The sequence below is a fragment of the Pseudomonas sp. NPDC089569 genome (genome assembly GCF_050280625.1).
In the GTDB taxonomy this organism is placed as follows: domain Bacteria; phylum Pseudomonadota; class Gammaproteobacteria; order Pseudomonadales; family Pseudomonadaceae; genus Aquipseudomonas.
Genome location: NZ_JBNNVQ010000085.1, coordinates 1 through 25410 on the forward strand (window position 1 = coordinate 1; position 25410 = coordinate 25410).

27 protein-coding genes are annotated in these 25410 nt (G+C 59.8%); 24 read left to right on the forward strand and 3 right to left on the reverse strand.

All coding sequences use genetic code 11. The features are described 5' to 3' along the window. From ACQKP2_RS24555 to ispD, 5 genes are all read left to right on the forward strand, one after another. A partial coding sequence (locus ACQKP2_RS24555; RefSeq protein ID WP_427580214.1) for a CTP synthase occupies positions 1–1458 on the forward strand: 1458 nt, incomplete at its 5' end. Between the two features lie 5 nt (positions 1459–1463). Beyond that, positions 1464–2309 carry a 3-deoxy-8-phosphooctulonate synthase gene (gene kdsA / locus ACQKP2_RS24560; protein WP_427580216.1) on the forward strand — a complete coding sequence of 282 codons (846 nt, stop codon included), beginning with the start codon at positions 1464–1466 and terminating at the stop codon, positions 2307–2309. Between the two features lie 149 nt (positions 2310–2458). Further along, a complete protein-coding gene (gene eno / locus ACQKP2_RS24565; RefSeq protein WP_427580218.1) occupies positions 2459–3748 on the forward strand; it encodes a phosphopyruvate hydratase in 1290 nt (429 codons plus the stop codon). Between the two features lie 170 nt (positions 3749–3918). Further along, on the forward strand, positions 3919–4197 hold the full coding sequence (ftsB, locus tag ACQKP2_RS24570) for a cell division protein FtsB (protein ID WP_175375052.1): 279 nt from the start codon (positions 3919–3921) through the stop codon (positions 4195–4197). After that, a complete protein-coding gene (ispD, locus tag ACQKP2_RS24575) occupies positions 4194–4901 on the forward strand; it encodes a 2-C-methyl-D-erythritol 4-phosphate cytidylyltransferase (RefSeq protein WP_427580220.1) in 708 nt (235 codons plus the stop codon). The genes ftsB and ispD overlap by 4 nt, the downstream gene beginning before the upstream one ends. 174 nt (positions 4902–5075) lie before the next feature. Here the strand turns inward: ispD and ACQKP2_RS24580 are convergent, their stop codons facing one another. Beyond that, positions 5076–5972, reverse strand: coding sequence for a LysR substrate-binding domain-containing protein (locus ACQKP2_RS24580; protein WP_427580222.1), 897 nt, complete (start codon positions 5970–5972; stop codon positions 5076–5078). Positions 5973–6080: 108 nt separating this feature from the next. Here ACQKP2_RS24580 and ACQKP2_RS24585 point away from each other — a divergent pair, with 108 nt between their 5' ends. From ACQKP2_RS24585 to rpoS, 8 genes are all read left to right on the forward strand, one after another. Then, positions 6081–7193, forward strand: a complete 1113-nt coding sequence (locus tag ACQKP2_RS24585; protein ID WP_427580224.1) for an S-(hydroxymethyl)glutathione dehydrogenase/class III alcohol dehydrogenase — start codon at positions 6081–6083, stop codon at positions 7191–7193. 86 nt (positions 7194–7279) lie between these two features. After that, positions 7280–8149, forward strand: coding sequence for an S-formylglutathione hydrolase (gene fghA / locus ACQKP2_RS24590; RefSeq protein ID WP_427580226.1), 870 nt, complete (start codon positions 7280–7282; stop codon positions 8147–8149). A 52-nt stretch (positions 8150–8201) separates the two neighbouring features. Next, positions 8202–8675, forward strand: a complete 474-nt coding sequence (ispF, locus tag ACQKP2_RS24595) for a 2-C-methyl-D-erythritol 2,4-cyclodiphosphate synthase (protein ID WP_427580228.1) — start codon at positions 8202–8204, stop codon at positions 8673–8675. Continuing rightward, entirely contained in the window at positions 8672–9730 is a 1059-nt protein-coding gene (gene truD / locus ACQKP2_RS24600; protein WP_427580230.1) for a tRNA pseudouridine(13) synthase TruD, read from the forward strand. Before ispF ends, truD begins: the two co-directional genes overlap by 4 nt. Beyond that, a complete protein-coding gene (gene surE, locus ACQKP2_RS24605) occupies positions 9718–10467 on the forward strand; it encodes a 5'/3'-nucleotidase SurE (protein WP_427580232.1) in 750 nt (249 codons plus the stop codon). The genes truD and surE overlap by 13 nt, the downstream gene beginning before the upstream one ends. 41 nt (positions 10468–10508) lie before the next feature. Beyond that, the gene (locus ACQKP2_RS24610) at positions 10509–11144 is read left to right on the forward strand and encodes a protein-L-isoaspartate(D-aspartate) O-methyltransferase (protein ID WP_427580255.1); all 636 of its coding nucleotides are present in this window, start codon (positions 10509–10511) and stop codon (positions 11142–11144) included. Positions 11145–11355: 211 nt separating this feature from the next. Further along, positions 11356–12213 carry a peptidoglycan DD-metalloendopeptidase family protein gene (locus tag ACQKP2_RS24615; protein ID WP_427580233.1) on the forward strand — a complete coding sequence of 286 codons (858 nt, stop codon included), beginning with the start codon at positions 11356–11358 and terminating at the stop codon, positions 12211–12213. A 104-nt stretch (positions 12214–12317) separates the two neighbouring features. Next, positions 12318–13325, forward strand: coding sequence for an RNA polymerase sigma factor RpoS (gene rpoS, locus ACQKP2_RS24620; protein WP_427580235.1), 1008 nt, complete (start codon positions 12318–12320; stop codon positions 13323–13325). A gap of 485 nt (positions 13326–13810) precedes the next feature. Here rpoS and fdxA read toward each other — a convergent pair whose 3' ends face one another. Both fdxA and mutS read right to left on the reverse strand, forming a co-directional pair. Continuing rightward, a complete protein-coding gene (fdxA, locus tag ACQKP2_RS24625) occupies positions 13811–14134 on the reverse strand; it encodes a ferredoxin FdxA (protein ID WP_012315871.1) in 324 nt (107 codons plus the stop codon). Positions 14135–14275: 141 nt separating this feature from the next. After that, positions 14276–16855: a DNA mismatch repair protein MutS gene (mutS, locus tag ACQKP2_RS24630; RefSeq protein ID WP_427580237.1), complete on the reverse strand. Its 2580-nt coding sequence runs from the start codon at positions 16853–16855 to the stop codon at positions 14276–14278. 211 nt (positions 16856–17066) lie between these two features. Here mutS and ACQKP2_RS24635 point away from each other — a divergent pair, with 211 nt between their 5' ends. The 11 genes from ACQKP2_RS24635 to ACQKP2_RS24685 all read left to right on the forward strand — a co-directional run. Then, a complete protein-coding gene (locus tag ACQKP2_RS24635) occupies positions 17067–17801 on the forward strand; it encodes a LexA family transcriptional regulator (RefSeq protein ID WP_427580257.1) in 735 nt (244 codons plus the stop codon). 521 nt (positions 17802–18322) lie between these two features. Then, positions 18323–18673 (forward strand): phage holin family protein, encoded by a 351-nt coding sequence (locus ACQKP2_RS24640; protein WP_427580238.1) that lies wholly within the window; start codon positions 18323–18325, stop codon positions 18671–18673. A 29-nt stretch (positions 18674–18702) separates the two neighbouring features. After that, positions 18703–19227, forward strand: a complete 525-nt coding sequence (locus tag ACQKP2_RS24645) for a hypothetical protein (RefSeq protein ID WP_427580240.1) — start codon at positions 18703–18705, stop codon at positions 19225–19227. A 3-nt stretch (positions 19228–19230) separates the two neighbouring features. Beyond that, complete coding sequence (locus ACQKP2_RS24650) at positions 19231–19842, forward strand: phage baseplate assembly protein V (protein ID WP_427580241.1); 612 nt, start codon at positions 19231–19233, stop codon at positions 19840–19842. An 11-nt stretch (positions 19843–19853) separates the two neighbouring features. Then, the gene (locus ACQKP2_RS24655) at positions 19854–20186 is read left to right on the forward strand and encodes a phage baseplate protein (protein ID WP_427580243.1); all 333 of its coding nucleotides are present in this window, start codon (positions 19854–19856) and stop codon (positions 20184–20186) included. After that, positions 20183–21178 (forward strand): baseplate J/gp47 family protein, encoded by a 996-nt coding sequence (locus ACQKP2_RS24660; RefSeq protein WP_427580245.1) that lies wholly within the window; start codon positions 20183–20185, stop codon positions 21176–21178. The genes ACQKP2_RS24655 and ACQKP2_RS24660 overlap by 4 nt, the downstream gene beginning before the upstream one ends. Further along, the gene (locus ACQKP2_RS24665; protein ID WP_427580246.1) at positions 21175–21810 is read left to right on the forward strand and encodes a phage tail protein I; all 636 of its coding nucleotides are present in this window, start codon (positions 21175–21177) and stop codon (positions 21808–21810) included. The genes ACQKP2_RS24660 and ACQKP2_RS24665 overlap by 4 nt, the downstream gene beginning before the upstream one ends. Next, entirely contained in the window at positions 21811–23574 is a 1764-nt protein-coding gene (locus ACQKP2_RS24670) for a phage tail protein (RefSeq protein WP_427580248.1), read from the forward strand. Between the two features lie 58 nt (positions 23575–23632). Continuing rightward, positions 23633–24064 (forward strand): phage tail protein, encoded by a 432-nt coding sequence (locus ACQKP2_RS24675; protein ID WP_427580250.1) that lies wholly within the window; start codon positions 23633–23635, stop codon positions 24062–24064. A 94-nt stretch (positions 24065–24158) separates the two neighbouring features. Beyond that, entirely contained in the window at positions 24159–24368 is a 210-nt protein-coding gene (locus ACQKP2_RS24680) for a hypothetical protein (protein WP_427580252.1), read from the forward strand. Position 24369: 1 nt separating this feature from the next. After that, positions 24370–25410, forward strand: a 1041-nt coding sequence (locus ACQKP2_RS24685) for a phage tail protein (protein ID WP_427580254.1), incomplete at its 3' end; no start/stop codon positions are given.

Consider the following 25410-nt stretch of genomic DNA (forward strand, 5'->3'; position numbering starts at 1 on the left):
CGTCGCCGCCCATGCCACCACCCTTCGGGTGGCGGACCTGGAGCTGAACCTGATCAGCCACGAAGCCAGCCGCGACGGTCAATTGCTCACGCTGCCACCGGCCGTGTCTACGAACACGTCCTGCGCAAAGAGCGCCGTGGTGACTACCTGGGTGCAACCATCCAGGTGATTCCGCACATCACCGACGAAATCAAGCGCCGCATCATCAAGGGTGCTGGCGACGCTGACGTGGCAATGGTCGAAATCGGTGGCACCGTGGGTGACATCGAGTCCCAGCCGTTCCTCGAAGCCATCCGTCAACTGCGTTTCGAAGTCGGCGCCAAGCGCGCGATGCTGATGCACCTGACGCTGGTGCCTTACATCGCCACTGCCGGTGAAACCAAAACCAAGCCAACCCAGCACTCGGTCAAGGAACTGCGTTCCATCGGCCTGCAGCCGGATGTGCTGGTCTGCCGTTCCGATCATCCGATCGATGTGTCCTCGCGTCGCAAGATCGCGCAATTCACCAACGTTGAAGAGCGTGCGGTCATCGGTCTGGAAGATGCCGATACCATCTACAAGATCCCGGGCATCCTGCATTCTCAAGGCCTGGATGATTTTGTTGTCGAGCGCTTCGGCCTGCAGTGCGGTGGCGCCGACCTGTCCGAATGGGACGCCGTGGTCGATGCCAAGCTCAACCCCGAGCATGAAGTCACCATCGCCATGGTCGGCAAGTACATGGAACTGCTGGACGCCTACAAGTCGCTGATCGAAGCGATGAGTCACGCTGGCATCAGCAATCGTACCAAGGTCAACCTGCGCTACATCGATTCCGAAGACATCGAAAACCAGGGCACGGCGCTGCTTGAAGGTGTCGACGCGATCCTGGTGCCTGGCGGCTTCGGTCTGCGCGGCGTGGAAGGCAAGATCACCGCTGTCCAGTACGCTCGCGAAAACAAGGTTCCTTACCTGGGTATCTGCCTGGGCATGCAAGTGGCCGTGATCGAGTTCGCTCGTAACGTCATGGGTTGGAAAGACGCCAACTCCACCGAGTTCGATCGTGCAAGCGGTCACCCGGTCGTGGGCCTGATCACCGAGTGGGAAGATGCCACCGGCGCGGTCGAGACCCGTTCCGAATCGTCCGATCTGGGCGGCACCATGCGCCTGGGCGCACAGGACTGCCTGCTGGAGCCGGGTTCCCTGGTTCACGGCTGCTACGGCAAGGACGTGATCGTCGAGCGTCACCGTCATCGTTACGAAGTGAACAACAACCTGTTGCCACAAATCATGGAGGCCGGTCTGAAAATCTCCGGTCGTTCCGGTGACGGCGCGCTGGTCGAAGTGGTCGAGGCTCCGGATCATCCGTGGTTCGTCGCCTGTCAGTTCCACCCGGAGTTCACCTCGACGCCACGTGACGGTCACCCGCTGTTCAGCGGCTTCGTCAAAGCGGCTTTGGCTCAACACCGGAAGAAGGCGTAACCCTGATGGCGCAAAAGATCATCCGCGTAGGCGATATCGAGATTGCCAACGACAAGCCCATGGTGCTGTTCGGTGGCATGAACGTGCTGGAAAGCCGTGACATGGCGATGCAGGTCTGCGAAGAGTATGTGAAGGTTACCCAGAAGCTCGGTATCCCTTACGTATTCAAGGCCAGCTTCGACAAGGCCAACCGTTCCTCGGTGACCTCCTACCGTGGTCCTGGCCTGGAAGAAGGCATGCGGATTTTCCAGGACATCAAGCAAGCTTTCGGCGTGCCGATCATCACCGACGTCCACGAGCCGGAGCAGGCCGCGGTCGTCGCCGAGGTCTGCGACATCATTCAGCTGCCGGCCTTCCTGTCGCGCCAGACCGACCTGGTGGTCGCCATGGCGAAAACGGGCGCAGTGATCAACATCAAGAAAGCCCAGTTCCTTGCGCCTCAGGAAATGAAACATATCCTGAACAAATGCGTGGAAGCGGGTAACGATCAATTGATCCTCTGCGAACGTGGTTCGAGCTTCGGCTACAACAACCTCGTCGTCGACATGCTCGGCTTTGGCATCATGAAACAGTTCGAGTACCCGGTATTCTTCGATGTGACGCACTCGCTGCAGATGCCTGGCGGTCGTTCCGACTCCGCCGGCGGCCGCCGCGCCCAGGTCACCGATCTGGCGAAAGCCGGTATGAGCCAGTCTCTGGCCGGCCTGTTCCTTGAAGCCCACCCGGATCCGGACAACGCCAAATGCGATGGCCCTTGCGCCTTGCGCCTGGACAAACTGGAGCCATTCCTGGCCCAACTCAAGGCCCTGGACGAGCTGGTGAAGAGTTTTCCGACAGTAGAAACCGCGTAATCCTCATTACTCCGTGTAGGAGCCGAGCTTGCTCGCGATGGCGTCCGTCTGAACGCCATCAGCTTGTCGGTCCTATGCGTTAGTGTGACGTGCAAAATACAAATCGAGCGGTACAAAGCGTTTTCGTCAACTTTGGAGTGTTTACAACAATGGCTAAAATCGTCGACATCAAAGGTCGTGAAGTTCTCGACTCCCGTGGCAACCCCACCGTGGAAGCGGACGTGCTTCTCGACAACGGCATCATCGGCACTGCCTGCGCGCCGTCCGGTGCTTCCACTGGCTCGCGTGAAGCGCTCGAGCTGCGTGATGGCGACAAGAGCCGTTACCTGGGCAAGGGCGTTCTCAAGGCCGTAGCCAACATCAACGGTCCGATCCGCGACCTGTTGAAAGGTACTGATCCAAGCGACCAGAAAGCGCTGGACCTGGCGATGATCAAACTCGACGGTACCGAAAACAAAGCCTCCCTGGGCGCCAACGCGATCCTGGCCGTTTCCCTGGCCGCAGCCAAGGCTGCAGCACAGGACCAGGACCTGCCGCTGTACGCTCATATCGCCAACCTGAACTTTACGCCGGGTGTCTACTCGATGCCGGTTCCGATGATGAACATCATCAACGGTGGCGAGCACGCCGATAACAACGTCGACATCCAGGAGTTCATGGTTCAGCCGGTTGGCGCCAAGTCCTTCTCGGAAGGTCTGCGCATGGGCACCGAGATTTTCCATCACCTCAAGGCTGTTCTGAAGGCTCGTGGCCTGAACACTGCGGTCGGTGACGAAGGTGGTTTCGCACCTAACCTGTCTTCCAACGAAGATGCACTGAAAGTGATCTCCGAAGCCGTGGCCAACGCCGGCTACAAGCTGGGCACCGACGTGACCCTGGCTCTGGACTGCGCGGCCAGCGAATTCTACGAAGACGGCAAGTACAACCTGTCCGGCGAAGGCCAGGTGTTCACCGCTGAAGGTTTCGCCGACTACCTCAAAGGCCTGACCGAGCGTTACCCGATCATCTCCATCGAAGATGGCCTGGACGAGTCCGACTGGGCTGGCTGGAAGATCCTCACCGACAAGATCGGTGCAAAAACCCAGCTGGTGGGCGACGACCTGTTCGTGACCAACACCAAGATCCTGAAGGAAGGCATCGACAAGAAGATCGGCAACTCGATCCTGATCAAGTTCAACCAGATCGGCACCCTGACCGAAACCCTGGAAGCCATCCAGATGGCCAAGGCCGCCGGTTACACCGCAGTGATCTCGCACCGCTCGGGCGAAACCGAAGATTCGACCATTGCCGACCTGGCCGTGGGTACTTCGGCTGGCCAGATCAAGACCGGCTCCCTGTGCCGTTCCGATCGCGTCTCCAAGTACAACCAACTGCTGCGCATCGAAGAGCAGTTGAACGGCAAGGCCAAGTACAACGGCCGCAGTGAATTCCGCGGTTAAACCGTACGTGGTAAAAAGACACCGGATTGTGTCGGAAAAATCGCTACTGCGACGTTTTTGCCACTAATCTGATGCCTTATAAGCACAAGCCTGGTTCTTCCAGGCTTCGTGCTATCAGTGGCTTCATGTTTTGGTATGGCTGTCTTTTTTCACTGGATACCTGATATTCGATGCGCAGTCCCAATTGGTTGTTCCTCGTCTTGCTCCTGCTGCTGGCCGGCCTGCAGTACCGCCTGTGGGTGGGAAATGGCAGTCTGGCGCAAGTGGCCGAGCTGACTCAGCAGATCGCTGATCAGCACGCCGAGAACGAGGCGTTGCTGGAACGCAATCGGGTGATGGACGCTGAAGTCAGTGAGTTGAAAAAGGGCATGGAGACCGTTGAAGAACGCGCTCGCCATGAATTGGGCATGGTCAAGGACGGTGAAACCCTTTACCAGTTGGCCCAATGAACCTGTCTTTGCCGGCCTTCTGGGCCGTGATTCCCGCCGCGGGCATCGGGGCCCGTATGGCCGCCGACCGTCCCAAGCAATACTTGCAACTGGGCGGACGCACCATTCTCGAACACAGCCTCGGCTGTTTCCTTGATCACCCTTGCCTCAAGGGCGTGGTGGTCAGTCTTGCTGTCGATGATCCTTACTGGCCGAACCTGGCATGCGCCAGCGATCCGCGGATTGCCCGCGTCGAAGGGGGGGGCGAGCGTTCCGGCTCGGTACTCAATGCCTTGCTGCATTTGCACGCGCAAGGTGCCGACGATGAAGATTGGGTCCTTGTTCACGATGCCGCGCGACCCAATCTCGGTCGTGACGATCTGGATAACCTGCTGGCTGAACTGGCGGATGATCCGGTGGGAGGCCTGCTGGCGGTTCCTGCACGGGATACGCTCAAGCGCGTCGACAAGCATGGACGTGTCGTCGAAACCGTGGACCGGAGTGTTATCTGGCAGGCCTATACCCCCCAGATGTTTCGTCTGGGAGCCTTGCATCGGGCATTGGCCGACAGCCTGGTGGCTGATGCCGTGATCACCGATGAAGCATCGGCCATGGAATGGGCAGGGATGGCGCCACGGCTGATCGAAGGCCGATCCGATAACCTCAAGGTCACGCGTCCCGAAGATCTTGAGTGGTTGCGCCAGCGCTGGTCCAACCGCCGCTGAGTATCGTTGCGCCTGTCATGACCCCTTCGCGGGCAAGTCGGATCGCCGTACCGCTCGCTCCTACAATCCAATGTCATCGCGAGCAGGCTCGCTCCCACAATGGAATGCACCTCTGTTGTAGGAGCGAGGCTTGCCCGCGAAGGGGTTATTCCAATTGGCGCACATTGCGAAGATCTAGCTTCGGTATTCAGGCCGCTGCGCCAAGCCTTCCTTGAGATAGTCCACCAGTTTGCGCACCTTCGGCGATAGGTGCCGCTGCTGCGGATACAGCGCCCAAACGGCGGTATTGGGTGGCTGATGTGCTTCGAGCAGTGAAATCAGCGCACCGCTTTTCAGATGCTCCAGCACGTAGTAATCCGGCAACTGACACAGCCCGACGCCTTGCAGTGCCGCGTCCAACACTGCTTGCCCGCTGTTGCAGCGCCAGTTTCCCTGTACCCGCTGCGAATATTCACGCCCGTTCTGTTCCAGTTGCCACAGGTCCGAGCTGCCGATGAGGCAGTTGTGACGGCTCAGTTCCGACAAACTGTGTGGGCGGCCATAACGTTCCAGATAACCAGGCGATGCGCAAAGAAACATGCGTCTGGGAGCCAGGCGCGTGGCCACCAATCGTGAGTCCTGCAAGCGACCCAGGCGGATCGCCAGGTCCAGACCTTCGTGCACCAGATCGAGTTGGCGATTGGTCAGTTCGATATCGACCCTCAATTGCGGATACAGCCCCATGAAGCGCGTGACCAATGGCACAATGAAGCGCTCGCCGTAGGCCACCGCGCAGGTCATGCGCAACATGCCCTTGGGCTCGCTGGTCAAGTCACCCACGGCGCGCAACGCCTCTTCACGTCCATCCTGTAAACGCTGGCAATGTTGCAGGAACGTCTGGCCCGCTTCGGTCAGCGTGACCCTGCGGGTACTGCGATAGAGGAGGCGGGTTTGCAGACGTTCCTCCAGGCGTGCGATTTGTCGACTGATATGCGAGGAAGAAACCCCCAGGCGCTCAGCGGCGGCGGTGAACTGGCTGCATTCTGCGACAGCGACGAACTCGTCGATGCCTTCCCAGCGGTTATCGGACATTCATGATTATCCCTGTACAGCAATAATGTTTTGCTTTTGTCCGGATTATTCCCCTTAAGACGCTGGATTACACTCCATGTCTCGTTTTTATTCGCCTGGAGAATCACCATGATCAAGTCGCGCGCCGCCGTTGCCTTCGAGGCCAAGAAACCTCTGGAGATCGTTGAAGTCGATGTCGCCATGCCCAAGGCCGGTGAGGTGTTGCTGCGTGTGGTGGCTTCCGGTGTTTGCCACACCGATGCCTACACCTTGTCCGGTGCCGACCCGGAAGGCATCTTCCCGTCGATCCTCGGTCACGAAGGTGGCGCGATCGTCGAGGCGATTGGTGAAGGTGTGACGTCCGTCGCGGTGGGCGATCATGTGATTCCGCTGTACACACCGGAATGCCGCCAGTGCAAATTCTGCCTGTCGGGCAAGACCAACCTCTGCCAGGCCATTCGGGCGACCCAGGGCAAGGGCTTGATGCCCGATGGCACCACGCGTTTTTCCTACAAGGGCCAGCCGATTTTCCACTACATGGGGACGTCGACCTTTTCCGAGTACACCGTTCTTCCGGAAATTTCCGTCGCCAAAATTGCAAAAGAAGCACCGCTGGAAAAAGTCTGCCTGCTGGGTTGCGGCGTCACCACCGGTATCGGAGCGGTACTCAACACCGCCAAGGTGAAACCGGGTGATACCGTGGCCATTTTCGGTCTTGGCGGCATTGGTCTGTCGGCGGTCATCGGTGCTGTCAAAGCCAAGGCTGCGCGAATCATTGCCATCGACATCAACCCGGCCAAATTCGAAATCGCCAAACAGCTGGGTGCAACCGATTGTGTGAACCCCAAAGACTTCGATCGTCCGATCCAGGAAGTCATCGTCGACATGACCGATGGCGGCGTCGACTTCTCCTTCGAATGCATCGGCAATGTGCAATTGATGCGTGCGGCCCTCGAGTGCTGCCACAAGGGTTGGGGCGAGTCGGTGATCATTGGCGTCGCCGGTGCCGGCCAGGAAATTGCTACCCGTCCATTCCAGTTGGTCACCGGCCGCGTCTGGCGCGGTTCGGCGTTCGGTGGCGTGCGTGGCCGCACCGAGTTGCCAAGTTACGTGGAAATGGCCGAAACCGGCGAGATCCCGCTGGATACCTTCATCACCCATACCATGGGCCTGGAAGATATCAACAAGGCGTTTGACCTGATGCATGAAGGTAAGAGCATCCGTTCTGTCATCCATTTCTGATCAGCCGCTGCAGGCCTCAAGCCTCAAGCGACAGGCAAGCCGTATCGGTCTGGCGTTTGGGGTTGGGTCTTCAGTGAGGAGTTGCCATGAGTCTGGAAAACATCTCCTGCCAGAAAAGCTTCGGCGGCTGGCACAAACGCTACCGCCATCGCTCGGAAGTGCTCGGTTGCGACATGGTCTTTGCCGTGTACCTGCCGCCGCAAGCGGAGCAGGGCGGCAAGCTGCCGGTGCTGTACTGGTTGTCGGGCCTGACCTGCACCGACGAGAACTTCATGCAGAAAGCCGGCGCCATGCGCGTCGCCGCCGAGTTGGGGTTGATCATCGTCGCGCCTGATACCAGTCCTCGTGGTGCCGATGTGCCGGGTGATCCGGAAGGCGCTTGGGATTTCGGCCTCGGTGCCGGATTTTATCTGAATGCCACCCAGGAGCCCTGGTCGCGGCACTATCGGATGCATGACTATGTCGTCCAGGAATTGCCGGCATTGGTCGAAGCCCATTTTCCGGCGTCGGACAAACGCAGCATCAGTGGGCACTCCATGGGTGGTCACGGTGCGCTGGTCTGCGCCCTGCGCAACCCGGGGCGTTATCTGTCGGTGTCGGCGTTCTCGCCGATCAACAATCCAATGGATTGTCCATGGGGACAGAAAGCCTTTTCCCGTTATTTGGGCGAAGACCGTTCGAAGTGGCGTGAGTGGGATGCCTGTGCCTTGATCGCCGAGGCCGATGAAAAACTGCCGCTGTTGGTCGACCAGGGCGATCGCGACGATTTCCTGGCCACCCAGCTGAAGCCGGAAGCCTTGCAGCAGGCAACCCGGTTGGCCGGTCATCCGCTGACGTTGCGCCTGCAGCCAGGCTATGACCACAGCTATTTCTTCATTGCCAGTTTCATCGAAGATCACTTGCGGCATCACGCGCATGCGTTAGTGCCCGGTCTGGCAAGTGAGACAGGACACTAGGCGCCCAATAGCAGGTAGAATCACGCCCTGACAAAAATCGGGGCGTTTTTTTATGCGTATTGGCCACGGCTATGATGTGCACCGTTTCGCCGAAGGCGATTTCATCACGTTGGGCGGCGTGCGAATCGCACACAGCTTCGGGCTGCTCGCTCACTCTGACGGTGACGTTCTGCTGCATGCCTTGAGCGATGCCTTGCTCGGCGCTGCGGCGCTGGGTGATATCGGCAGGCACTTCCCGGACACAGATCCGCAATTCAAAGGCGCTGACAGTCGTATGCTGCTGCGTCATGTCGTCGCACTGATCCATGCCAAGGGCTGGAAGGTCGGCAACGTCGATAACACCATCGTCGCACAGGCACCGAAAATGGCTCCGCATATCGAATCGATGCGTGCGCTGATTGCCGCGGATCTTCAAGTTGAGCTCGATCAAGTGAACGTAAAGGCCACCACCACCGAAAAGCTTGGCTTTGTCGGTCGCGAAGAAGGCATTGCAGTGCACTCCGTTGCCTTGTTGCTGCGCGCATGAACGAACTGCAATTACTCGGCCCGCGGGCCTATGGCGATGCGCTGGGCACGGCAGTATTGAAAGCCGTCGCCGAAGATTTCCAGGTCGACGAAGTCCTCGATATACCCTTGAGCGGTGACGGCGAGCACCTGTGGATCTGGGTGGAAAAACGGGGCCTGAATACCGAGGAAGCGGCACGGCGAATCGCCAGGGCGGCGGGCGTGCCCCTGCGCACGGTCAGCTACGCCGGGCTCAAGGATCGCCAGGCGCTGACACGCCAGTGGTTCAGCGTACAACTGCCGGGCAAGGCTGATCCGGATCTGTCGGCGGCAGAAAACGACACGCTGAAAATCCTCAAGACCAGCCGACACAAACGCAAATTGCAACGCGGCGCCCACTCGGCCAACGGGTTCACCTTGCGCCTGACGCAGTTCATGGGCGACAAGGCCGCCATCGACGAGCGCCTGCAGCAGATCGCCAAACAAGGCATCCCCAACTATTTCGGGGCACAACGCTTCGGCCATGAAGGCGGCAACGTGGTCGACGCCCGTTCGTGGGCCGCGCGCAAGGCCTTGCCGGAGCAGCGTAACGTGCGCTCGCGCCTGCTTTCAGCGGCTCGCAGTTTTCTGTTCAACCAGGTGTTGGCCGCGCGAGTTGCCGACGGCACCTGGCAGCATGCCCTGGTCGGTGATCTGCTGGCATTCACCGACAGTCGCAGCTTTTTTCCGGCCGGCGAGGCCGAGTGCAATGACCCGCGCCTGGCGATTCTCGATCTGCACCCGACAGGGCCGCAGTGGGGGGAAGGTGACTCGCCGGCCACGGGCGTTGTCCATGAACTGGAGCAGGCCATCGCCGCTCGCGAAGCGGACCTTCGCGATTGGTTGATCAACGCCGGAATGAGCCACGAACGTCGCATCCTGCGGCTGCCCATTGCCGGGTTGACGTGGCATTATCCCGAGCCTGACATTCTGCAATTGGAATTCGTCCTGCCGGCCGGATGTTTCGCCACCGTATTGGTGCGCGAACTTGTTGATCTGGTGTCGGTGGGGCAGACGGACAGCCCATGCGTATTCTGATTTCTAACGACGATGGGGTAACCGCACCCGGTCTCGCCGCGCTTTATGCTGCGCTGGCGGATTACACCGAATGCGTGGTTATCGCCCCGGACCAGGACAAAAGCGGCGCCAGCAGTTCGTTGACGCTTGACCGTCCGTTGCACCCGCAAACGCTGGGCAACGGCTTCATCAGCGTCAATGGCACGCCGACCGATTGCGTGCACCTGGGGCTCAACGGTTTGCTGGAGCGTGAAGCGGACATGGTGGTTTCAGGGATCAACCTGGGTGCGAACCTGGGAGACGACGTCCTGTATTCCGGCACGGTGGCGGCGGCATTGGAAGGGCGTTTCCTGGCCCGTCCTGCGTTCGCCTTTTCGCTGGCCTCTCGGCAAGTCGAGAACCTTCCCACAGCGGCCTACTTCGCGCGCAAACTTGTCGAGGCCCATGCTGACCTCGACCTGCCGGCACGCACGGTACTGAATGTGAACATTCCCAATTTGCCGCTGGAGCATATTCGCGGCGTTCAGTTGACCCGTCTCGGGCACCGCGCCCGTGCTGCGGCGCCTGTGAAGGTGGTCGATCCGCGCGGCAAGGCCGGATACTGGATAGCCGCCGCAGGGGACGCCGAAGACGGCGGCCCGGGCACCGATTTCCATGCCGTGATGCAGGGCTACGTTTCTGTCACTCCCTTGCAACTGGACCGCACCTTCAATGATGCCTTCGCAAGTCTCGATGGCTGGCTGGAGGGGTTGCGCTGATGTCTCGTGATCAAGACGACATGCTGCGTCGCGGCATCGGCATGACCTCGCAACGTACCCGCGAACGCCTCATTCAGCGTTTGTATGAGGAAGGGGTGTCCAACGCAGGGGTGCTGGAAGTCATTCGCCGAACACCGCGTCACCTGTTCGTCGACGAGGCGCTGGCACATCGTGCATACGAGGACACGGCGCTGCCCATCGGGCACAACCAGACCATCTCCCAGCCTTACATGGTGGCTCGCATGAGTGAGTTGCTGCTGGAGGCGGGCCCCCTGGACAAGGTGCTGGAAATCGGGACCGGCTCGGGCTATCAGACCTCGGTGTTGTCGCAACTGGTCGAGCGCGTGTTTTCCGTCGAGCGCATCAAGGTACTGCAGGACCGGGCCAAGGAACGCCTGGTCGAGTTGAACCTGCGCAATGTGGTGTTTCGCTGGGGCGATGGCTGGGAGGGGTGGCCGGCGCTGGCGCCTTACAACGGCATTATCGTGACGGCCGTGGCGACCGATGTGCCTCAGGCCTTGCTTGATCAGTTGGCGCCGGGTGGGCGGCTGGTCATTCCGGTCGGATCGGGAGAAGTGCAACAATTGATGCTCATTATTCGCGAGGAACAGGGTTTTTCCAGGCGCGTTCTCGGGGCGGTTCGCTTTGTCCCGTTGCTCAATGGGCCGTTGGCCTGAGCATTTGTTTAAACACGCTGAATTCTCTTCGATGGCCTTTGTCTTACAGCGGCGTCGATTGGTTGAACGGGTTGTTTTTTCCGACAGCAAACGTGTGCGTGAAGCCAGTTCGCTTCATTAAGGGTAATGCCGGCACGGCCCGTTATACTTGCGACATTTCGTGCCGTAACACGGCAAACCACATTTTCAGCCACCAAAAAGGGAGCGGCGGGTGAGTCTCACAGTCATTGCGCAGCGTATGGGTAAAACGAGCTTTCAGCGCCTGGTGACTGGCCTTGTCATGAGCACCTTGCTGGTCGGTTGTTCCAGCAACAAATCCAGCGACGTACGCGTTGTCGAGCGCAACAACACCGTCGCGCAGCGTCCCGCAGTGACGACCGGGCAGTACGTCGTTCGGCCGAAAGATACCTTGTTCTCGATCGCCTTCCGCTATGGCTGGGACTACAAGGCCCTCGCGGCGCGCAACAACATTTCGGAGCCTTACACCATCCATCCGGGGCAGACGATTCGCTTCGATGGCCGTTCCGGTTCAACACCGACGGCGGTGGTCAGTTCGTCCAATTCGACGCCGTCGTCCTCGAGTAAAACCACGGTCATTCGTCGTCCGGTCGACGGTGCCACTACGAGTACGACGACGGTTGTACCGTCCGTCGCCAACAAACCTGCACCCGCTCCACTGCCGCCTCCCGGCCCGGCCCCGACCGGCTGGGGATGGCCATCTAATGGCATTTTGATTGGCAAATTCTCTTCAAACGGTAGTTTGAATAAAGGAATTGATATCGCCGGTGATTTGGGACAGCCTGTTTTAGCTGCGTCTGATGGGACGGTGGTGTACGCCGGGAGTGGCTTAAGGGGCTACGGCGAGTTGGTCATCATCAAACACAGCGAAACCTACGTCAGTGCCTACGGCCACAACCGCAGGCTATTGGTTCGGGAGGGGCAGCAGGTCAAGGTCGGACAGACAATTGCCGAAATGGGGTCAACGGGTACAGACCGGGTGAAACTGCATTTTGAGATTCGCCGCCAAGGTAAACCTGTAGATCCGCTGCAATTCCTGCCACGTCGTTGATCGCTACCAGCCTGTTCCGTCACGTAGAGGGGACAGGCTCCAGCGTTGCCAAGGAAAAAGGCGCCGCTTGAGCTTGAGGTCGAACTCACCAAAGGACTATAACAATGGCTCTCAGTAAAGAAGTGCCGGAGTTTGACATCGACGATGAGGTTCTCCTGATGGAGACCGGCATCGATACGGATTCGATGTCGAATGATGAAGGGTCAGCTCCACCTTCCGTTCGTGCCAAATCCAAACACTCCGCTTCGTTAAAGCAACACAAGTACATTGACTACACGCGGGCGCTCGATGCCACGCAGCTGTATCTCAATGAAATCGGCTTTTCCCCCCTGTTGTCCCCCGAGGAAGAAGTTCATTTTGCGCGCCTGTCGCAAAGTGGCGATCCGGCCGGGCGCAAACGCATGATTGAAAGTAACCTGCGGCTGGTGGTGAAAATCGCCCGGCGTTACGTCAATCGTGGCTTGTCGCTGCTCGATCTGATCGAAGAGGGCAACCTCGGACTGATTCGGGCGGTGGAGAAGTTCGACCCCGAACGTGGCTTCCGCTTTTCGACCTACGCAACCTGGTGGATTCGTCAGACCATCGAGCGCGCGATCATGAACCAGACCCGGACCATCCGGTTGCCGATTCATGTGGTCAAAGAGCTCAACGTGTACCTGAGAGCCGCACGGGAGCTGACGCAAAAACTCGACCATGAACCCTCACCCGAAGAAATTGCCAACCTGCTGGAAAAACCGGTAGGCGAGGTCAAGCGCATGCTCGGCCTCAATGAACGGGTTTCTTCGGTCGACGTCTCGCTGGGGCCGGATTCGGACAAGACCCTGCTGGACACCCTGACTGACGATCGCCCTACCGATCCATGTGAACTGTTGCAGGACGACGACCTGTCCCAGAGCATCGATCAATGGCTCTCGGAGTTGACCGACAAGCAACGGGAGGTGGTCGTACGCCGCTTCGGTCTGCGCGGTCATGAGAGCAGCACCCTTGAGGACGTAGGCCTGGAAATCGGCCTGACCCGTGAGCGGGTCAGACAGATTCAGGTCGAAGGCCTGAAGCGTCTTCGGGAAATCCTGGAGAAAAACGGTCTGTCGAGCGAATCGCTGTTCCAGTAAAGGAATGCTGCGCAGGCAACAAAAGGCCCCGACTGGTTCGGGGCTTTTTGTTGCCTGGAGAAAGGGCGGCGGCACGTGCCCGGTATCACGCAGGTTTGTTGTCTTGTGTTGTAAGTCTTCACTTACTCTTTCGTAAGTGTTCGTTATTTTTACAGTGTGGCGGCCGGCGATACGGGTTTGGCGGCTTGATTATCTATTTGAAAACCAAGCGTAATTTTGAAAATTAACAGCAAATGACAGGCAGGACGGACGCTGGAAGGCAGTTGCTCCGGCTTGGGAACGCATTAGTATCCGGGGTGTGTCGACGGATAGACACACCCTTCAAGGAAGAGGGGAAAGGACATCGCAGGAAGCGATTCATCAGGATGATGAAAAGGAACAAAGGGAATAGGGAAAAAATGTGGGCGGGTCAAACCGCCCCTTTTTTTGCCTGCAGAAAAGCAAAAAGGCCCTTGTGGGGCCTTTTTTTCGGAACGCGGGGGTGATCAGCGTTCGAGGTCTGCGATCTTGCCTGGCTTGCCATCCCACTCTTCGGCATCCGGCAGGGCATCCTTGCGCTCGGTGATGTTAGGCCAGATTTCAGCCAGCTCTGCGTTCAACTCGAGGAAGTTCTCCATACCGGCAGGGACTTCATCTTCGGAGAAGATGGCCTGGGCAGGGCACTCAGGTTCGCACAATGCGCAGTCGATGCACTCATCCGGGTGAATCACCAGGAAGTTCGGGCCTTCGTAGAAGCAGTCCACCGGACAGACTTCTACGCAGTCGGTGTACTTGCACTTGATGCAGTTGTCGGTGACGACGAAGGTCATTTCTAATTTTCTCCTCAGGCGGCGGCAGCGAAGCCCCTTCACGGTTGGGGTCGCCAGGTTCGGGAGCGATGTCTGCAAGCCAGGCTATTGGCCTGCAGCACCCGAACCGCGCGAGATTCTAACAGCTTGAAGCCGTATGCGTTAGATCCGCTTCTTTAGTGTATAGAGCATTTCGAGCGCACGACGCGGTGTCATGTCGTCCAGATCCAGCTTGGCCAGTTCATCCAGTACCGGATGCGGCAGGCTGGCGAACAGGTCGCTCTGCTGCGGCACGGCGACCTTGCCTTTGGCAGGTGCAGGCGCTTCGTGGGGCAGGGCGGTGTCCTCCAGTCGACTCAAGTGCTCACGGGCGCGCACGATCACTTCGCTTGGCACACCGGCCAATTGCGCCACCGCCAGGCCATAGCTCTGGCTGGCAGGCCCCGGCAGCACGTGATGCAGGAACACGATGCGTTCGTTGTGCTCGGTGGCGTTGAGGTGCACGTTGGCCACCAGCGGCTGGGCTTCGGGCAGGACGGTCAGCTCGAAATAATGGGTGGCGAACAGCGTGTAGGCGCGCAGATGGGCCAGTCGTTCCGCCGCTGCCCAGGCCAGGGACAGGCCATCGAACGTGCTGGTGCCGCGGCCGACTTCATCCATCAGCACCAGGCTGCGATCGGTGGCGTTGTGCAGGATATTGGCGGTTTCGCTCATTTCGACCATGAAGGTCGAGCGTCCGCCGGCCAGGTCGTCGCTGGAGCCGATCCGGGTAAAGATCCGATCGACCAGGGACAATTCGCAGCTGGCCGCCGGTACGAAACTGCCGATGTGTGCCAGCAGCACGATCAGCGCGGTCTGGCGCATGTAAGTGGATTTACCGCCCATGTTGGGGCCAGTGATGACCAGCATGCGCGTGCTGTCGTCCAGGCTCAGATCGTTGGCCACGAACGGTGTGGTCAGCACCTGTTCGACCACCGGGTGACGACCCTGGCTGATGCGCATGCAGGGTTCGCTGACGAAACGCGGGCAATTCAGATCCAGGTTCAGCGCACGTTCGGCGAGGTTGCTCAACACGTCCAGTTCGGCCAGGGCCGCGGCGGTGTCCTGCAACGGTGGCAGCTGGCTGATCAAGTCTTCCAGGAGTGCTTCGTAGAGCATTTTCTCCCGGGCCAGTGCGCGGCTCTTGGCCGACAGGGCCTTGTCTTCGAACGCTTTGAGTTCGGGGGTAATGAAGCGTTCGGCGCCCTTGAGGGTCTGGCGCCGGATGTAATCGGCCGGTGCCGATTCGGCCTGCTTGCTCGGCAGTTCGATGAAGTAGCCGTGGATGCGGTTGTAGCCGACTTTCAGATTGGCCAGGCCGGTACGGGCTTTTTCCCGGGCTTCGAGGTCGATCAGGAATTGCCCGGCATTTTCGCTGAGCGATTGCAGCTCATCGAGTTCGCTGTCGTAGCCGGTCTTCAAGACGCCACCATCACGAATCACGGCGGGCGGGTTGTCGATGATGGCTTTTTCCAGCAGTGCCGCCAGTTCCGGGTAGGTGCTGGTGGTGGTCGCCAGTTTCTGCAGGTGCGGGGCTTCCAGTTCGGTCATCGCCACCTGCAGCTCGGGCAGGGCACCGAGCGCATCGCGCAGACGCGCAAGGTCGCGTGGACGGGCATTACGCAGGCCGATCCGCGCGAGGATCCGCTCGATGTCGCCGATTTCCTTGAGTTGCGGTTGCAGCTTCTCGAAGCGGTAGCGGTCGAGCAGGCAGGTGATCGAAGTCTGGCGTGCCAGCAAAATGGTCAGGTCGCGCAATGGACGGTTCAACCAGCGGGTCAGCAGGCGGCTGCCCATCGCGGTCTGGCAACGGTCGACCACCGACTGCAGGGTGTTGTCGCGGCCGCCGGCCAGGTTGGTGTCCAGCTCCAGGTTGCGACGGCTGGCACCGTCGAGCACCACGGTGTCGTCCAGGCGTTCATGACGCAGGCTGCGCAAGTGCGGCAGGGCGGTACGCTGGGTTTCTTTCGCATAGGCCAGCAGGCAACCGGCAGCGCCGATGGCCAGGGTCAGGTTCTCGCAGCCGAAGCCTTTAAGGTCCTGAGTGGAAAATTGCTGGCACAGGCTTTTCAGCGCCGAATCGCGCTCGAAATCCCACGGCGCACGGCGACGAACCCCACGACGTTTCTCCGCCGGCAGATCCTTCGGCCAGTCGTCCGGGATCAGCAACTCAACCGGATTGACCCGCTCCAGTTCCGCCAGCAGGTTTTCCCAGCCCTTGATTTCCAGCACGGTGAAGTTGCCGCTGGTGATGTCCAGCACAGCCAGGCCGAACAGGCGTTCATCGCCCAGCACGGCGGCAATCAGGTTGTCACGACGTTCGTCCAGCAGCGCTTCATCACTGACCGTACCCGGCGTGATGATTCGCACTACCTGACGTTCCACCGGCCCTTTGCTGGTGGCCGGGTCGCCGATCTGTTCGCAGATCACCACCGACTCACCCAGTTTCACCAGTTTGGCCAGGTAACCTTCGGCGGCGTGGTAAGGAATCCCGCACATCGGAATGGCCTGCCCGGCCGACTGCCCGCGTGCCGTCAGGGTGATGTCCAGCAACTTGGCGGCCTTCTTCGCGTCTTCATAGAAGATCTCGTAGAAGTCACCCATGCGGTAGAACATCAACTGGTCCGGGTGCTGGTTCTTCAGGCGCCAGTACTGCTGCATCATCGGCGTGTGGGAGGACAGGTCGGAAAGGGCTTTATTCATCGGGGATCGGCAAACTCGTCGAGAGGTGTGGGGCAAAACCGGGGCAATGGCCCGGGCTGTTCCGCAATGGGCGCAAGATTAACATGGGCGGTCTGTCGGGCGCAGGCGCGAACGCCCCGCGGTCCTCTTCTGCTGCTTTATGCGTTGTTTATGCGTGAACAATGCAATTCTGCATTTGCCTCTCGCGAAAAGAACGAGCACTATGCGCGTTATGCAAAAACGCAATGTTTCTACCGTCTTAAGAGCGCTGCTCGACCAGCACGGAATCTCCCCCACGGAGCTTCACCGTCGCACCGGCGTGCCTCAATCCACTCTCTCGCGGATTCTCAGCGGGAAGATCGTCGACCCTTCGGATAAGCACATTTCGAAAATCGCCGAGTACTTCAGCGTGAGCACCGACCATTTGCGCGGGCGCGCGGACGTTGCGCCCGCGTCCACGGGCGGACGCGAGCCAGCGCATTCCGAACTCAAGGACATAAGTCTGTGGGACGACGATACCCCCATCGATGACGATGAGGTCTCGGTCCCCTTTCTTCGCGAGGTTGAATTGGCAGCGGGATCAGGAAGATTCGTCATCGAGGAGAGCGAGCGCTCTAGCCTGCGCTTCGGCAAGCGCAGCCTGCGCCATAACGGCGTGCAGTTCGATCAGGCCAAGTGCGTGACCGTTCGCGGCAACAGCATGTTGCCGGTGTTGCGCGACGGGGCGACGGTGGGGGTCAACGCCGGCAAGAGCGGCATTGGCGACATCATTGATGGCGACCTTTATGCAATCAATCACAATGGCCAACTGCGGGTAAAACAGCTTTATCGCCTGCCGACCGGCATTCGTCTGCGCAGCTTCAACCGCGATGAGCATCCGGACGAGGACTACAGCTTCCAGGAGATGCAGGAAGAACAGATCGTCATCCTCGGCCACGTCTTCTGGTGGGGCATGTACGCCCGATAATCTCACCGCACTCAGACAAAACCCGCCATCAGGCGGGTTTTTTTTCGCCTGTCGAAAGCCGCGAGAGCCAGTGTTTACGGATGTTTCATGCGTCTGTGCATTTGTCGTGCATAAATAAATGCATTTACGCATTGACTGGATATGCATCCATGCATATTCTTTGTCTCAAGCCGCTCAACAAAGCAGCTCGAAACGAAGTTCTTTAGTTCCACCAAAAAAGGCAGCGATGAACCGGCCTCAACGGTTCAGAGGGTTGGCAACTGACCCGGGTGTGCAGCGTAAAGCACCAGAAGCAGTTATCCGGCGGGCAGGGGCCGCGGTCGGAGGAACAATTTGAACGGACCCGTACCGCGCCAGTAGCGCCGAAAGGTCGACCTCACCCAAGCCTGCGGGCGAAAGGCGACGGAGCGCATTACTGAAAAGCCTGGCGGGCGCCGGGCTTTTTGGAATGCCTGCCTGACACCAGGTCATTACTCATCAGAACCTTTCCATGACTCATCAATCACTCCAGGAGGCGTGACATGACAAACGAGCAACAAGCGTTGCTGGATATACCGATCTGGCTGGTCATCGTCCTTGCGCTGCTGGGCGGGGTGTCCGGCGAAATGTGGCGCGCCGACAAGGACGGTGCCCGCGGCTGGTCATTGCTGCGGCGACTGGCCTTGCGCTCCGGCGCCTGTATGGTCTGCGGCGTCTCGGCCGTCATGCTGCTGTACGCCGCCGGCATGTCGATCTGGGCGGCGGCCGCCTTCGGTTGCCTCACGGCGATGGCAGGCGCGGACGTCGCCATCGGGCTTTATGAACGCTGGGCGGCCAGGCGTATCGGGGTGGCCGAAATGCCGCCACGCGACTCCCGTCCGGACCAGCAATGACTCTCTCGACACATGAACAGGACGTTTCCATGCCATCGGTTATCGAAAAGCCTTCGCAGCTTTTTACGGCCATTGTCGCGGCATTACGCAACTCGGGGCTCGGTATCAATGTCGGCAGTCGTGAAGACTTCACCGATGCCGGCGACCAGCCCTGGGTTCTGGTCTCCTTCGAACGCGATGCGACGGCCTGCCGCGCCAGTGATGGCCGCATCGCACATGCACTGACGGTTTCCCTGCAAGTGTTGATGCCGTCGCAGGCCGCCAACCCGAGCCTTGCCGCTTGCGATCTGGCCAGCGCCCTCAAGGATCGGGTCACCGATAACCGATGGGGTCTGCCGAGTGAGCAATGTGATCTGCCGGTCAGTCTCGACGCCATTCCTTCGATCTTCATTCACGGCACACAGCCATTTTCCGCCTGGACTCTGTCCTTCATCCAGACGCTGTACTTCGGTGCACCGCTGCTGGACGACCCCCTCGGCACGCCGAAATTCGCCCGCACCTGGGAAGTCTCGGATATCGACGATCCGGACCAATACACCGAACTCGAGGGTTGAACCATGTTCGATGCGCTTTTACGCATGCATTTGGGCCCGATCATCGAGCGTCTGGCCGAGATGGATGCCGAGCTTGAAGACCTGCACCGGCGCACGGACAGCGTCTGCCGCATCGGCGTGTGCCAGGAAGTCGATGCGGTCGGCAACACCTGTCGCGTCAGCCATGGCGGGTTGCTGACACCGGCCATTCGTTTTTTCAATCCCAGCGCCGGGGCGCAAAGCGAGTCGCGCATTCCCACGGTCGGCGAGCAATGCCTGTTGTTGAACCATGGCGCCGGCGAGAGCAGCGCTCAATCGGTTGCGCTGTTCGGGCTTAACGGCGATCGGTTTCCACCGGCCTCGACCCTGGCGTCGTTGACGCGTCGCCTATATCGGGACGGTACGGAAAGCGGTTACGACGACGCCAACCACACCCTGCACTGGAAAAACGGTCCGGCAAGTTTCGACGGCAGTCGCGAGGCGCTGGAGATGAGTATCGGACCGGCGCGCGTCGTGATGAAGCCCGAGGCAATCGAACTGCAATTGGGTGCGGTCGGTATCCGAATCGACACCTCCGGCGTGCACCTGAGCGGTCCGTTGGTGGATCACCAGGGACGCGTGATCAGCAGCGCATAGAGAGTTTTCCCATGATTGGAATCGATAGAAACACCGGCGCGGCGGTCGACGACTGGCCGCAGTTCGTGGAGCGCGCGACCCGGGCGCTGACCACACCCCTGGGCACACGCCAGAAGCGTCCCTTGTACGGCTCGGCCATCCCGGAGCTGTTGGGGCAGAACCTGGGCGACGATCTGTTGATCCTGGCCCAGAGCCACGCCGCACAGGCGTTCTTCAACAGCCAGAACGGCATAGACGATTTTCAGCCGCAGGTCATTGTCGCCAGCCGACAGGGCGCCGGGTTGCTCCTGCGCTTTGCCGGCACCTGGAACAACCGTAATCAGACATTCGAGGTGGTGACATGAGCATGTTGATACCGGGGCAGAACCAGTTGGCCGAGCCGGCCATCGTCACGGTCGAAGCGTTCGAGGATCTGCTGGCCGAGTTCAAGACCTTCGTTGTCGAGTACGTCGGCGCCAGGGCTCCCGAAAGCGCGGTAAAACTCAAGGTGAGTCTTGAGAATGAAAGCGAGTTGCTGACGCTGGCCCTGGAAGCCTTTTGTGTGCGCCTGCAACTGCACGAACGCAAATACAACGCCCGCATCAAACAAATGCTGGCGTGGTGGGCCACCGGCAGCAACCTGGATGCGCGGCTGGCGGACATGGGATTGGAGCGCCAATTGCTCGATCCCGGCGACCCGGCGGCCTTCCCGCCGATTGCACCTGTGTATGAAAGCGACGACGACGCCCGATTGCGTTACTACCTGGCGCCCCATGCACCGGCCGCCGGCTCACGCATGCAGTATCGCCGCGAGGTGTTCACCCTTGGCGAGCGTCCGGCGGTGAAGGTGGAGTCCGCTGTGCCGGGGGAAGTGACGGTCACTTACACCTTCGAGCCCGACGGTTATGCCGCGCAGGTCAAGGATGGTAACGGACGACGCACGGCGCCCGGGGAAGTGATGGTCACCGTGCTGGCGCGGGAGGGCGATGGAACGGCCTCCGAGGAATTGCTCGAAGGTGTGCGTCTGCATTTCGAGCGGCCGGATGTGCGACCGGAAACGGATCGGGTCACGGTGCAGAGCGCCCAAATCAAACCCTACCGGATTCGGGTCATTGCACGGATCAACGCCGGCCCCGACTCGGGACTGACGAAGGTCGCCGCCCAACAGCAGCTGCAAGCCTATGCCGACAGCTGTCATCGCCTTGAAGGCCGGGTCGATCCCAGCTGGATCGACTTCACACTGCACAACGCCGGCGCGGTTCAGCTGGAGATTCTCGAACCGCTCGCACCGATTGTCACGACGGCCTTCGAGGCCCCTTACTGCACCGGTGTCGAGGTGGAGGTGCTCACGCTATGAGCGACCTTCAGTGGCGGCCGAGCCTGTTGCCAGCCAACAGCTCGGCGTTGGAAAGGGCCCTCGATATCGGGTTCGGCAGCTTGCTTGATCGCATTGCGCCGCCGTTTCCCGAACTGATGGACCCGACTGCGACACCTTCGGCCTTTCTGCCCTATCTCGCGGCGGATCGTGGTGTCAGTGAGTGGTGCTCCGAGGCGGACGAAACGGAAAAGCGTTTGACCGTCGAGCTCGCCTGGCCCACGGCCCGCCAGGCCGGTACGCGGCAGGCACTGGAAAATGCCGCCAGGGGCTTGCGCCTCAGGCCGGAGGTCCGGGCCTGGTACGAGCAGACACCGGTGGGCCAGCCCTACAGCTTTTCCGTTCGGGCGTTCACCGAAGCGCCTTACAACGAAGCAATCGATGCACGTCTCGACCGGCGCCTGGCAAGCGCGAAAAGCGAGCGCGACACCTTGTCGGTGTCCGTGGGGCTGAGTGCATTCGGCAGTCACTGCATCGGTGCAACCACGGTGTGCGGCGAGCTGACCACGGTTTACCCAATCGTCATCGAAGGGCTGGAAACGTCAGGCGAGGCCTGCATGGCCGCCGGACTCTACAGCGTCGAAACATCCACTATTTATCCTCAGGGGGCCTGAATGGCTGACTACTACACCCTGCTCACGAACGCAGGGATTGCCTACGAAACCGCCTGCAAGGCGGCGGGCGTGCCGATCAAGCTGACGCAGCTTTCCGTTGGCGACGGCGGCGGCACGGTCTACAACCCGGCGGCGACCGCCACGGCACTCAAGCGTGAAGTCTGGCGCGGGCCGCTCAACGCACTGTTCCAGGACGAGAAGAATCCGAACTGGTTGCTGGCCGAAGTCACCATCCCGCCCGACGTTGGCGGCTGGTATGTGCGCGAGGCCGGCTTGTGGACCGACACCGGAATCCTCTACGCCATCGTCAAATATCCGGAGTCGTTCAAACCGGTGCTGGCAACCTCGGGTTCGGGGAAAGAGTTCTACATCCGCTCGATTTTCGAGACCAGCAATGCGTCGTTGGTGACGCTGTTGATTGATGACACCGTGGTCAAGGCGACGCGGGCGTGGGTGACTGACTATGTAGCGGCGGAGCTGGGAAAGCTCGATGCGAAGCAGTCGGTACGAGTTGCCACCACGGTAAACATCGCTTTGAGCGCCTCTCAAACCATTGATGGTGTTGCCGTTGTAGCGGGTGATCGAGTCCTCGTTAAAAACCAGACTCAGGCGAAAGACAATGGTCTTTACGTTGTGGCCAATGGCATGTGGTCACGGGCAGCGGATGCTGATATTGACGCGAAAGTGACGTCGGCTATGCAGGTTTCGGTTGAGCAGGGAGTCACGCAGGCTGACAGTCGCTGGCAACTGATAACCGATGGTGCGATTGTCTTGGGTTCCACCGCCCTGACTTTTCAGAACGTCACTTATGGTTTTGCTCCATTGGCGTCGCCCGCTCTAGTAGGTTTACCAACGGCTCCTACGGCGACCCTCGGTTCAAATACAACGCAAATCGCTACCACGGCTTTTGTTCAGCAGGAAATTGCTGCGGACTTGGCCACGGTCGCGCCACTGATGGACGGCACGGCTGCGGTCGGAACGGGTTCCAGGCTGGCGCGTGAGGACCATCGCCACCCCGCGGATACGTCACGGGCACCGTTGGCCAGTCCTGCGTTGACAGGGACCCCGACCGCGCCGACCCCGGCCCGGTTTGATACGACCACCAAACTGGCCACTATGGCGGCGGTTCAGGCGCGGGGGCTTCAATACTCAAGCGTTACGGGTGGCGTAGGCGCCCTAGCGGGTGCTCTGGCACATATTGGCGGGATCGTGCATTTCTCTGCAGGCACTGCATCGTCTTACAGTTTGCCCGACTCGACGGCTAACGCCTTGGCGGTCGGTGCGACGGTACGAATTCAAAACTGGTCAGTCCTGGCGATCGGCCTGGCCGTTCAAGGTGCGGACAAGATGCAGGAAGCAATTTCTGCAGTCGCATCGAACAGCGTCAGGAGCATTCCGCCTGACTCTTATGTCGACGCGGTTTATCTTGGCTCCGGTATATGGGTCCTGGCGGGCACAGGAGTAATGGGCAAAACCGCTGTGTTCGCTGGCTCTCAAACGTCCAACGGTTGGCAAAAACTACCGAACGGCCTCATCTTGCAATGGTGCCATGCGGCATATGTCGTTGCTGGAGCCGCAGGCAGCGTTTCATTTCCGATTGTGTTCCCTAACGCCTGCATTTTCGCAATGGCTGCGCCACTGGGTTCCAACGCCAGCCCCACTGCTGGCAACGTGGTGGTGGGGGAGGTGTCGACATCTGGCGTGAACCTATACAACTGGGGGCCAATCACTGCGCCCACCAAAGTATTCGCCATCGGCAGCTAAGCCTTTTCTTCTTTTAATTGTTAGCTAGATGGGGCAAGGCCCCTGAGTGGAGGTACATGTGGCAATTTACTCGAGCTACTCAAAGAACGGTTTTTGGGACGACACATTAGGACAGCCACCAAAAGACGGATGTTTGATCACCGATGAGCAGCATCAAGAGTACCTGGAGGCGCAGACGGAGGGGAAAGTCATCGACTTTTCTACTAGCCCGCCGTCGCTGACGGATCCGTCGCCACTGGTGGTAATTGAGGGGCGATTAGCTGACGTCGAGCGCCGTTGGCGCAACGGACATTTGGCTATTACTGACGGTGTCGTGGCCCGACATCGTGATGAGTTGGAGGAAGGCATCGTGACTACGCTCACCGCCGAGCAATACCGCGATGTACAGCGTTACCGCCGACAATTGCGCGAATGGCCACAATCGGAGAGGTTTCCCGAAATGGACTACCGTCCAATCGCTCCCTCTTGGATGGTCGAGAAAGAACAATAAACGCCCCGTATCCCCGGGGCGTTTTTTTTGCCCAACAAACGCAACACCCACAGCCCCTTCCCCAAGGGGCTTTTTCATTTATGGAGAAACACAAATGGCAGAACGCCAAACGTACACCGTACTCGTTCCATTCCCCATCGGCGGCGGTCACTGGTCGAGCGTCGGCCAGGAGCTGCGATTGCTTGATGTTGAAGCCAATGCGTTGCGCAGCGCCGGTCGCCTGGCGCTGAAACAAACCGAGGCTGCCGAGTCGGCCTCTCCATCCACCGCGGCCAAGAAGGCCGCTGCCAAGAAGGCTGAATAATATGGCTGAGGTTCTGAACTTCGAGCACAACGGCATTACCGTCAATGCCTCCGAATCCCCCGAGGCCATGGGTGGCCTGGGCGACAACGTCATCGGGCTGATCGGCACGGCGCCGAAGGCCGACCCGCTGATTCCGCGCAATGCGCCGTTCCGCATCAACAGCTTCACCACCCAGGCGCTGCTCGACCCGACCGGCAGTGAAGAAGGCACGCTGTATCACGCCGTGTTCCAGATTCTGAAAGTGGTCAAGGTGCCGGTCTACGTGGTCATCGTCGAAGAGGGCGCGACCGAGGCCGATACGCTGAACAACGTCATCGGCGGCATCGACCCATTGACCGGTCGCAAGTTGGGTCTGGCCGCATTGAGCGGTGTGGCCGAGGACTTGACCATCATCGGCGCGCCGGGCTTCACCGGCACCAAGGCAGTGGCCGGCGAGTTCGCTTCCTTTGGCAAGCGCATCAAGGCCCGTGTGGTGCTTGACGGCAAGGATGCCGCAGTCGCCGATCAAGTGACTTACAGCCAGGAACTGGGCGGTGCCGAACTGGGCTTCGACCGCTGCCTGCTGGTGCACAACATGCCGTCGGTGTACTCCAAGGCCGCGAAGAAAAATGTGTTCCTGTCGCCGTCGAGCCTGGCCATCGCGGCGCTGGCCAGGGGCAAGCAGTGGGAGAGTCCGGGCAACCAGGTGACTTACGCCGAAGACGTGTCGCGGGTGGTGGAATACAACATCCTCGACACTTCCACCGAGGGCGATCTTCTCAATCGCTACGGCATCAGCTACTACGCCCGCACCATCCTCGGCGGCTTCTCGCTGCTGGGCAACCGTTCGGTCACCGGCAAGTTCATCAGCTACGTCGGCCTTGAAGATGCGATCAGCCGCAAGCTGGTCAAGGCCGGCCAGAAAGCCATGGCCAAAAACCTGACCAAGTCGTTCATGGATCAGGAGAGCCGCGACGGGCATATTCTGATTGGCAGTACGCTGGAGCATGAAGGCTACGTCAAGACGCCAACCGGGGAGGCACTGGAGAGTCTCAAGGCTTCG

Bases quoted from the DNA above. Each gene is read 5' to 3' on its own strand.
- ACQKP2_RS24680 (WP_427580252.1), top strand. From the start codon at position 24,159: ATGGCAGAACGCCAAACGTACACCGTACTCGTTCCATTCCCCATCGGC.
- ACQKP2_RS24645 (WP_427580240.1), top strand. From the start codon at position 18,703: ATGCCATCGGTTATCGAAAAGCCTTCGCAGCTTTTTACGGCCATTGTC.
- ftsB (WP_175375052.1), top strand. From the start codon at position 3,919: ATGCGCAGTCCCAATTGGTTGTTCCTCGTCTTGCTCCTGCTGCTGGCC.
- truD (WP_427580230.1), top strand. From the start codon at position 8,672: ATGAACGAACTGCAATTACTCGGCCCGCGGGCCTATGGCGATGCGCTG.
- ACQKP2_RS24580 (WP_427580222.1), bottom strand. From the start codon at position 5,972: ATGTCCGATAACCGCTGGGAAGGCATCGACGAGTTCGTCGCTGTCGCA.
- ACQKP2_RS24650 (WP_427580241.1), top strand. From the start codon at position 19,231: ATGTTCGATGCGCTTTTACGCATGCATTTGGGCCCGATCATCGAGCGT.
- ACQKP2_RS24635 (WP_427580257.1), top strand. From the start codon at position 17,067: ATGCAAAAACGCAATGTTTCTACCGTCTTAAGAGCGCTGCTCGACCAG.
- ispD (WP_427580220.1), top strand. From the start codon at position 4,194: ATGAACCTGTCTTTGCCGGCCTTCTGGGCCGTGATTCCCGCCGCGGGC.
- ACQKP2_RS24585 (WP_427580224.1), top strand. From the start codon at position 6,081: ATGATCAAGTCGCGCGCCGCCGTTGCCTTCGAGGCCAAGAAACCTCTG.
- ACQKP2_RS24665 (WP_427580246.1), top strand. From the start codon at position 21,175: ATGAGCGACCTTCAGTGGCGGCCGAGCCTGTTGCCAGCCAACAGCTCG.
- ACQKP2_RS24655 (WP_427580243.1), top strand. From the start codon at position 19,854: ATGATTGGAATCGATAGAAACACCGGCGCGGCGGTCGACGACTGGCCG.
- fdxA (WP_012315871.1), bottom strand. From the start codon at position 14,134: ATGACCTTCGTCGTCACCGACAACTGCATCAAGTGCAAGTACACCGAC.
- kdsA (WP_427580216.1), top strand. From the start codon at position 1,464: ATGGCGCAAAAGATCATCCGCGTAGGCGATATCGAGATTGCCAACGAC.
- ispF (WP_427580228.1), top strand. From the start codon at position 8,202: ATGCGTATTGGCCACGGCTATGATGTGCACCGTTTCGCCGAAGGCGAT.
- surE (WP_427580232.1), top strand. From the start codon at position 9,718: ATGCGTATTCTGATTTCTAACGACGATGGGGTAACCGCACCCGGTCTC.
- mutS (WP_427580237.1), bottom strand. From the start codon at position 16,855: ATGAATAAAGCCCTTTCCGACCTGTCCTCCCACACGCCGATGATGCAG.
- ACQKP2_RS24640 (WP_427580238.1), top strand. From the start codon at position 18,323: ATGACAAACGAGCAACAAGCGTTGCTGGATATACCGATCTGGCTGGTC.
- eno (WP_427580218.1), top strand. From the start codon at position 2,459: ATGGCTAAAATCGTCGACATCAAAGGTCGTGAAGTTCTCGACTCCCGT.
- ACQKP2_RS24670 (WP_427580248.1), top strand. From the start codon at position 21,811: ATGGCTGACTACTACACCCTGCTCACGAACGCAGGGATTGCCTACGAA.
- fghA (WP_427580226.1), top strand. From the start codon at position 7,280: ATGAGTCTGGAAAACATCTCCTGCCAGAAAAGCTTCGGCGGCTGGCAC.
- ACQKP2_RS24660 (WP_427580245.1), top strand. From the start codon at position 20,183: ATGAGCATGTTGATACCGGGGCAGAACCAGTTGGCCGAGCCGGCCATC.
- rpoS (WP_427580235.1), top strand. From the start codon at position 12,318: ATGGCTCTCAGTAAAGAAGTGCCGGAGTTTGACATCGACGATGAGGTT.
- ACQKP2_RS24610 (WP_427580255.1), top strand. From the start codon at position 10,509: ATGACCTCGCAACGTACCCGCGAACGCCTCATTCAGCGTTTGTATGAG.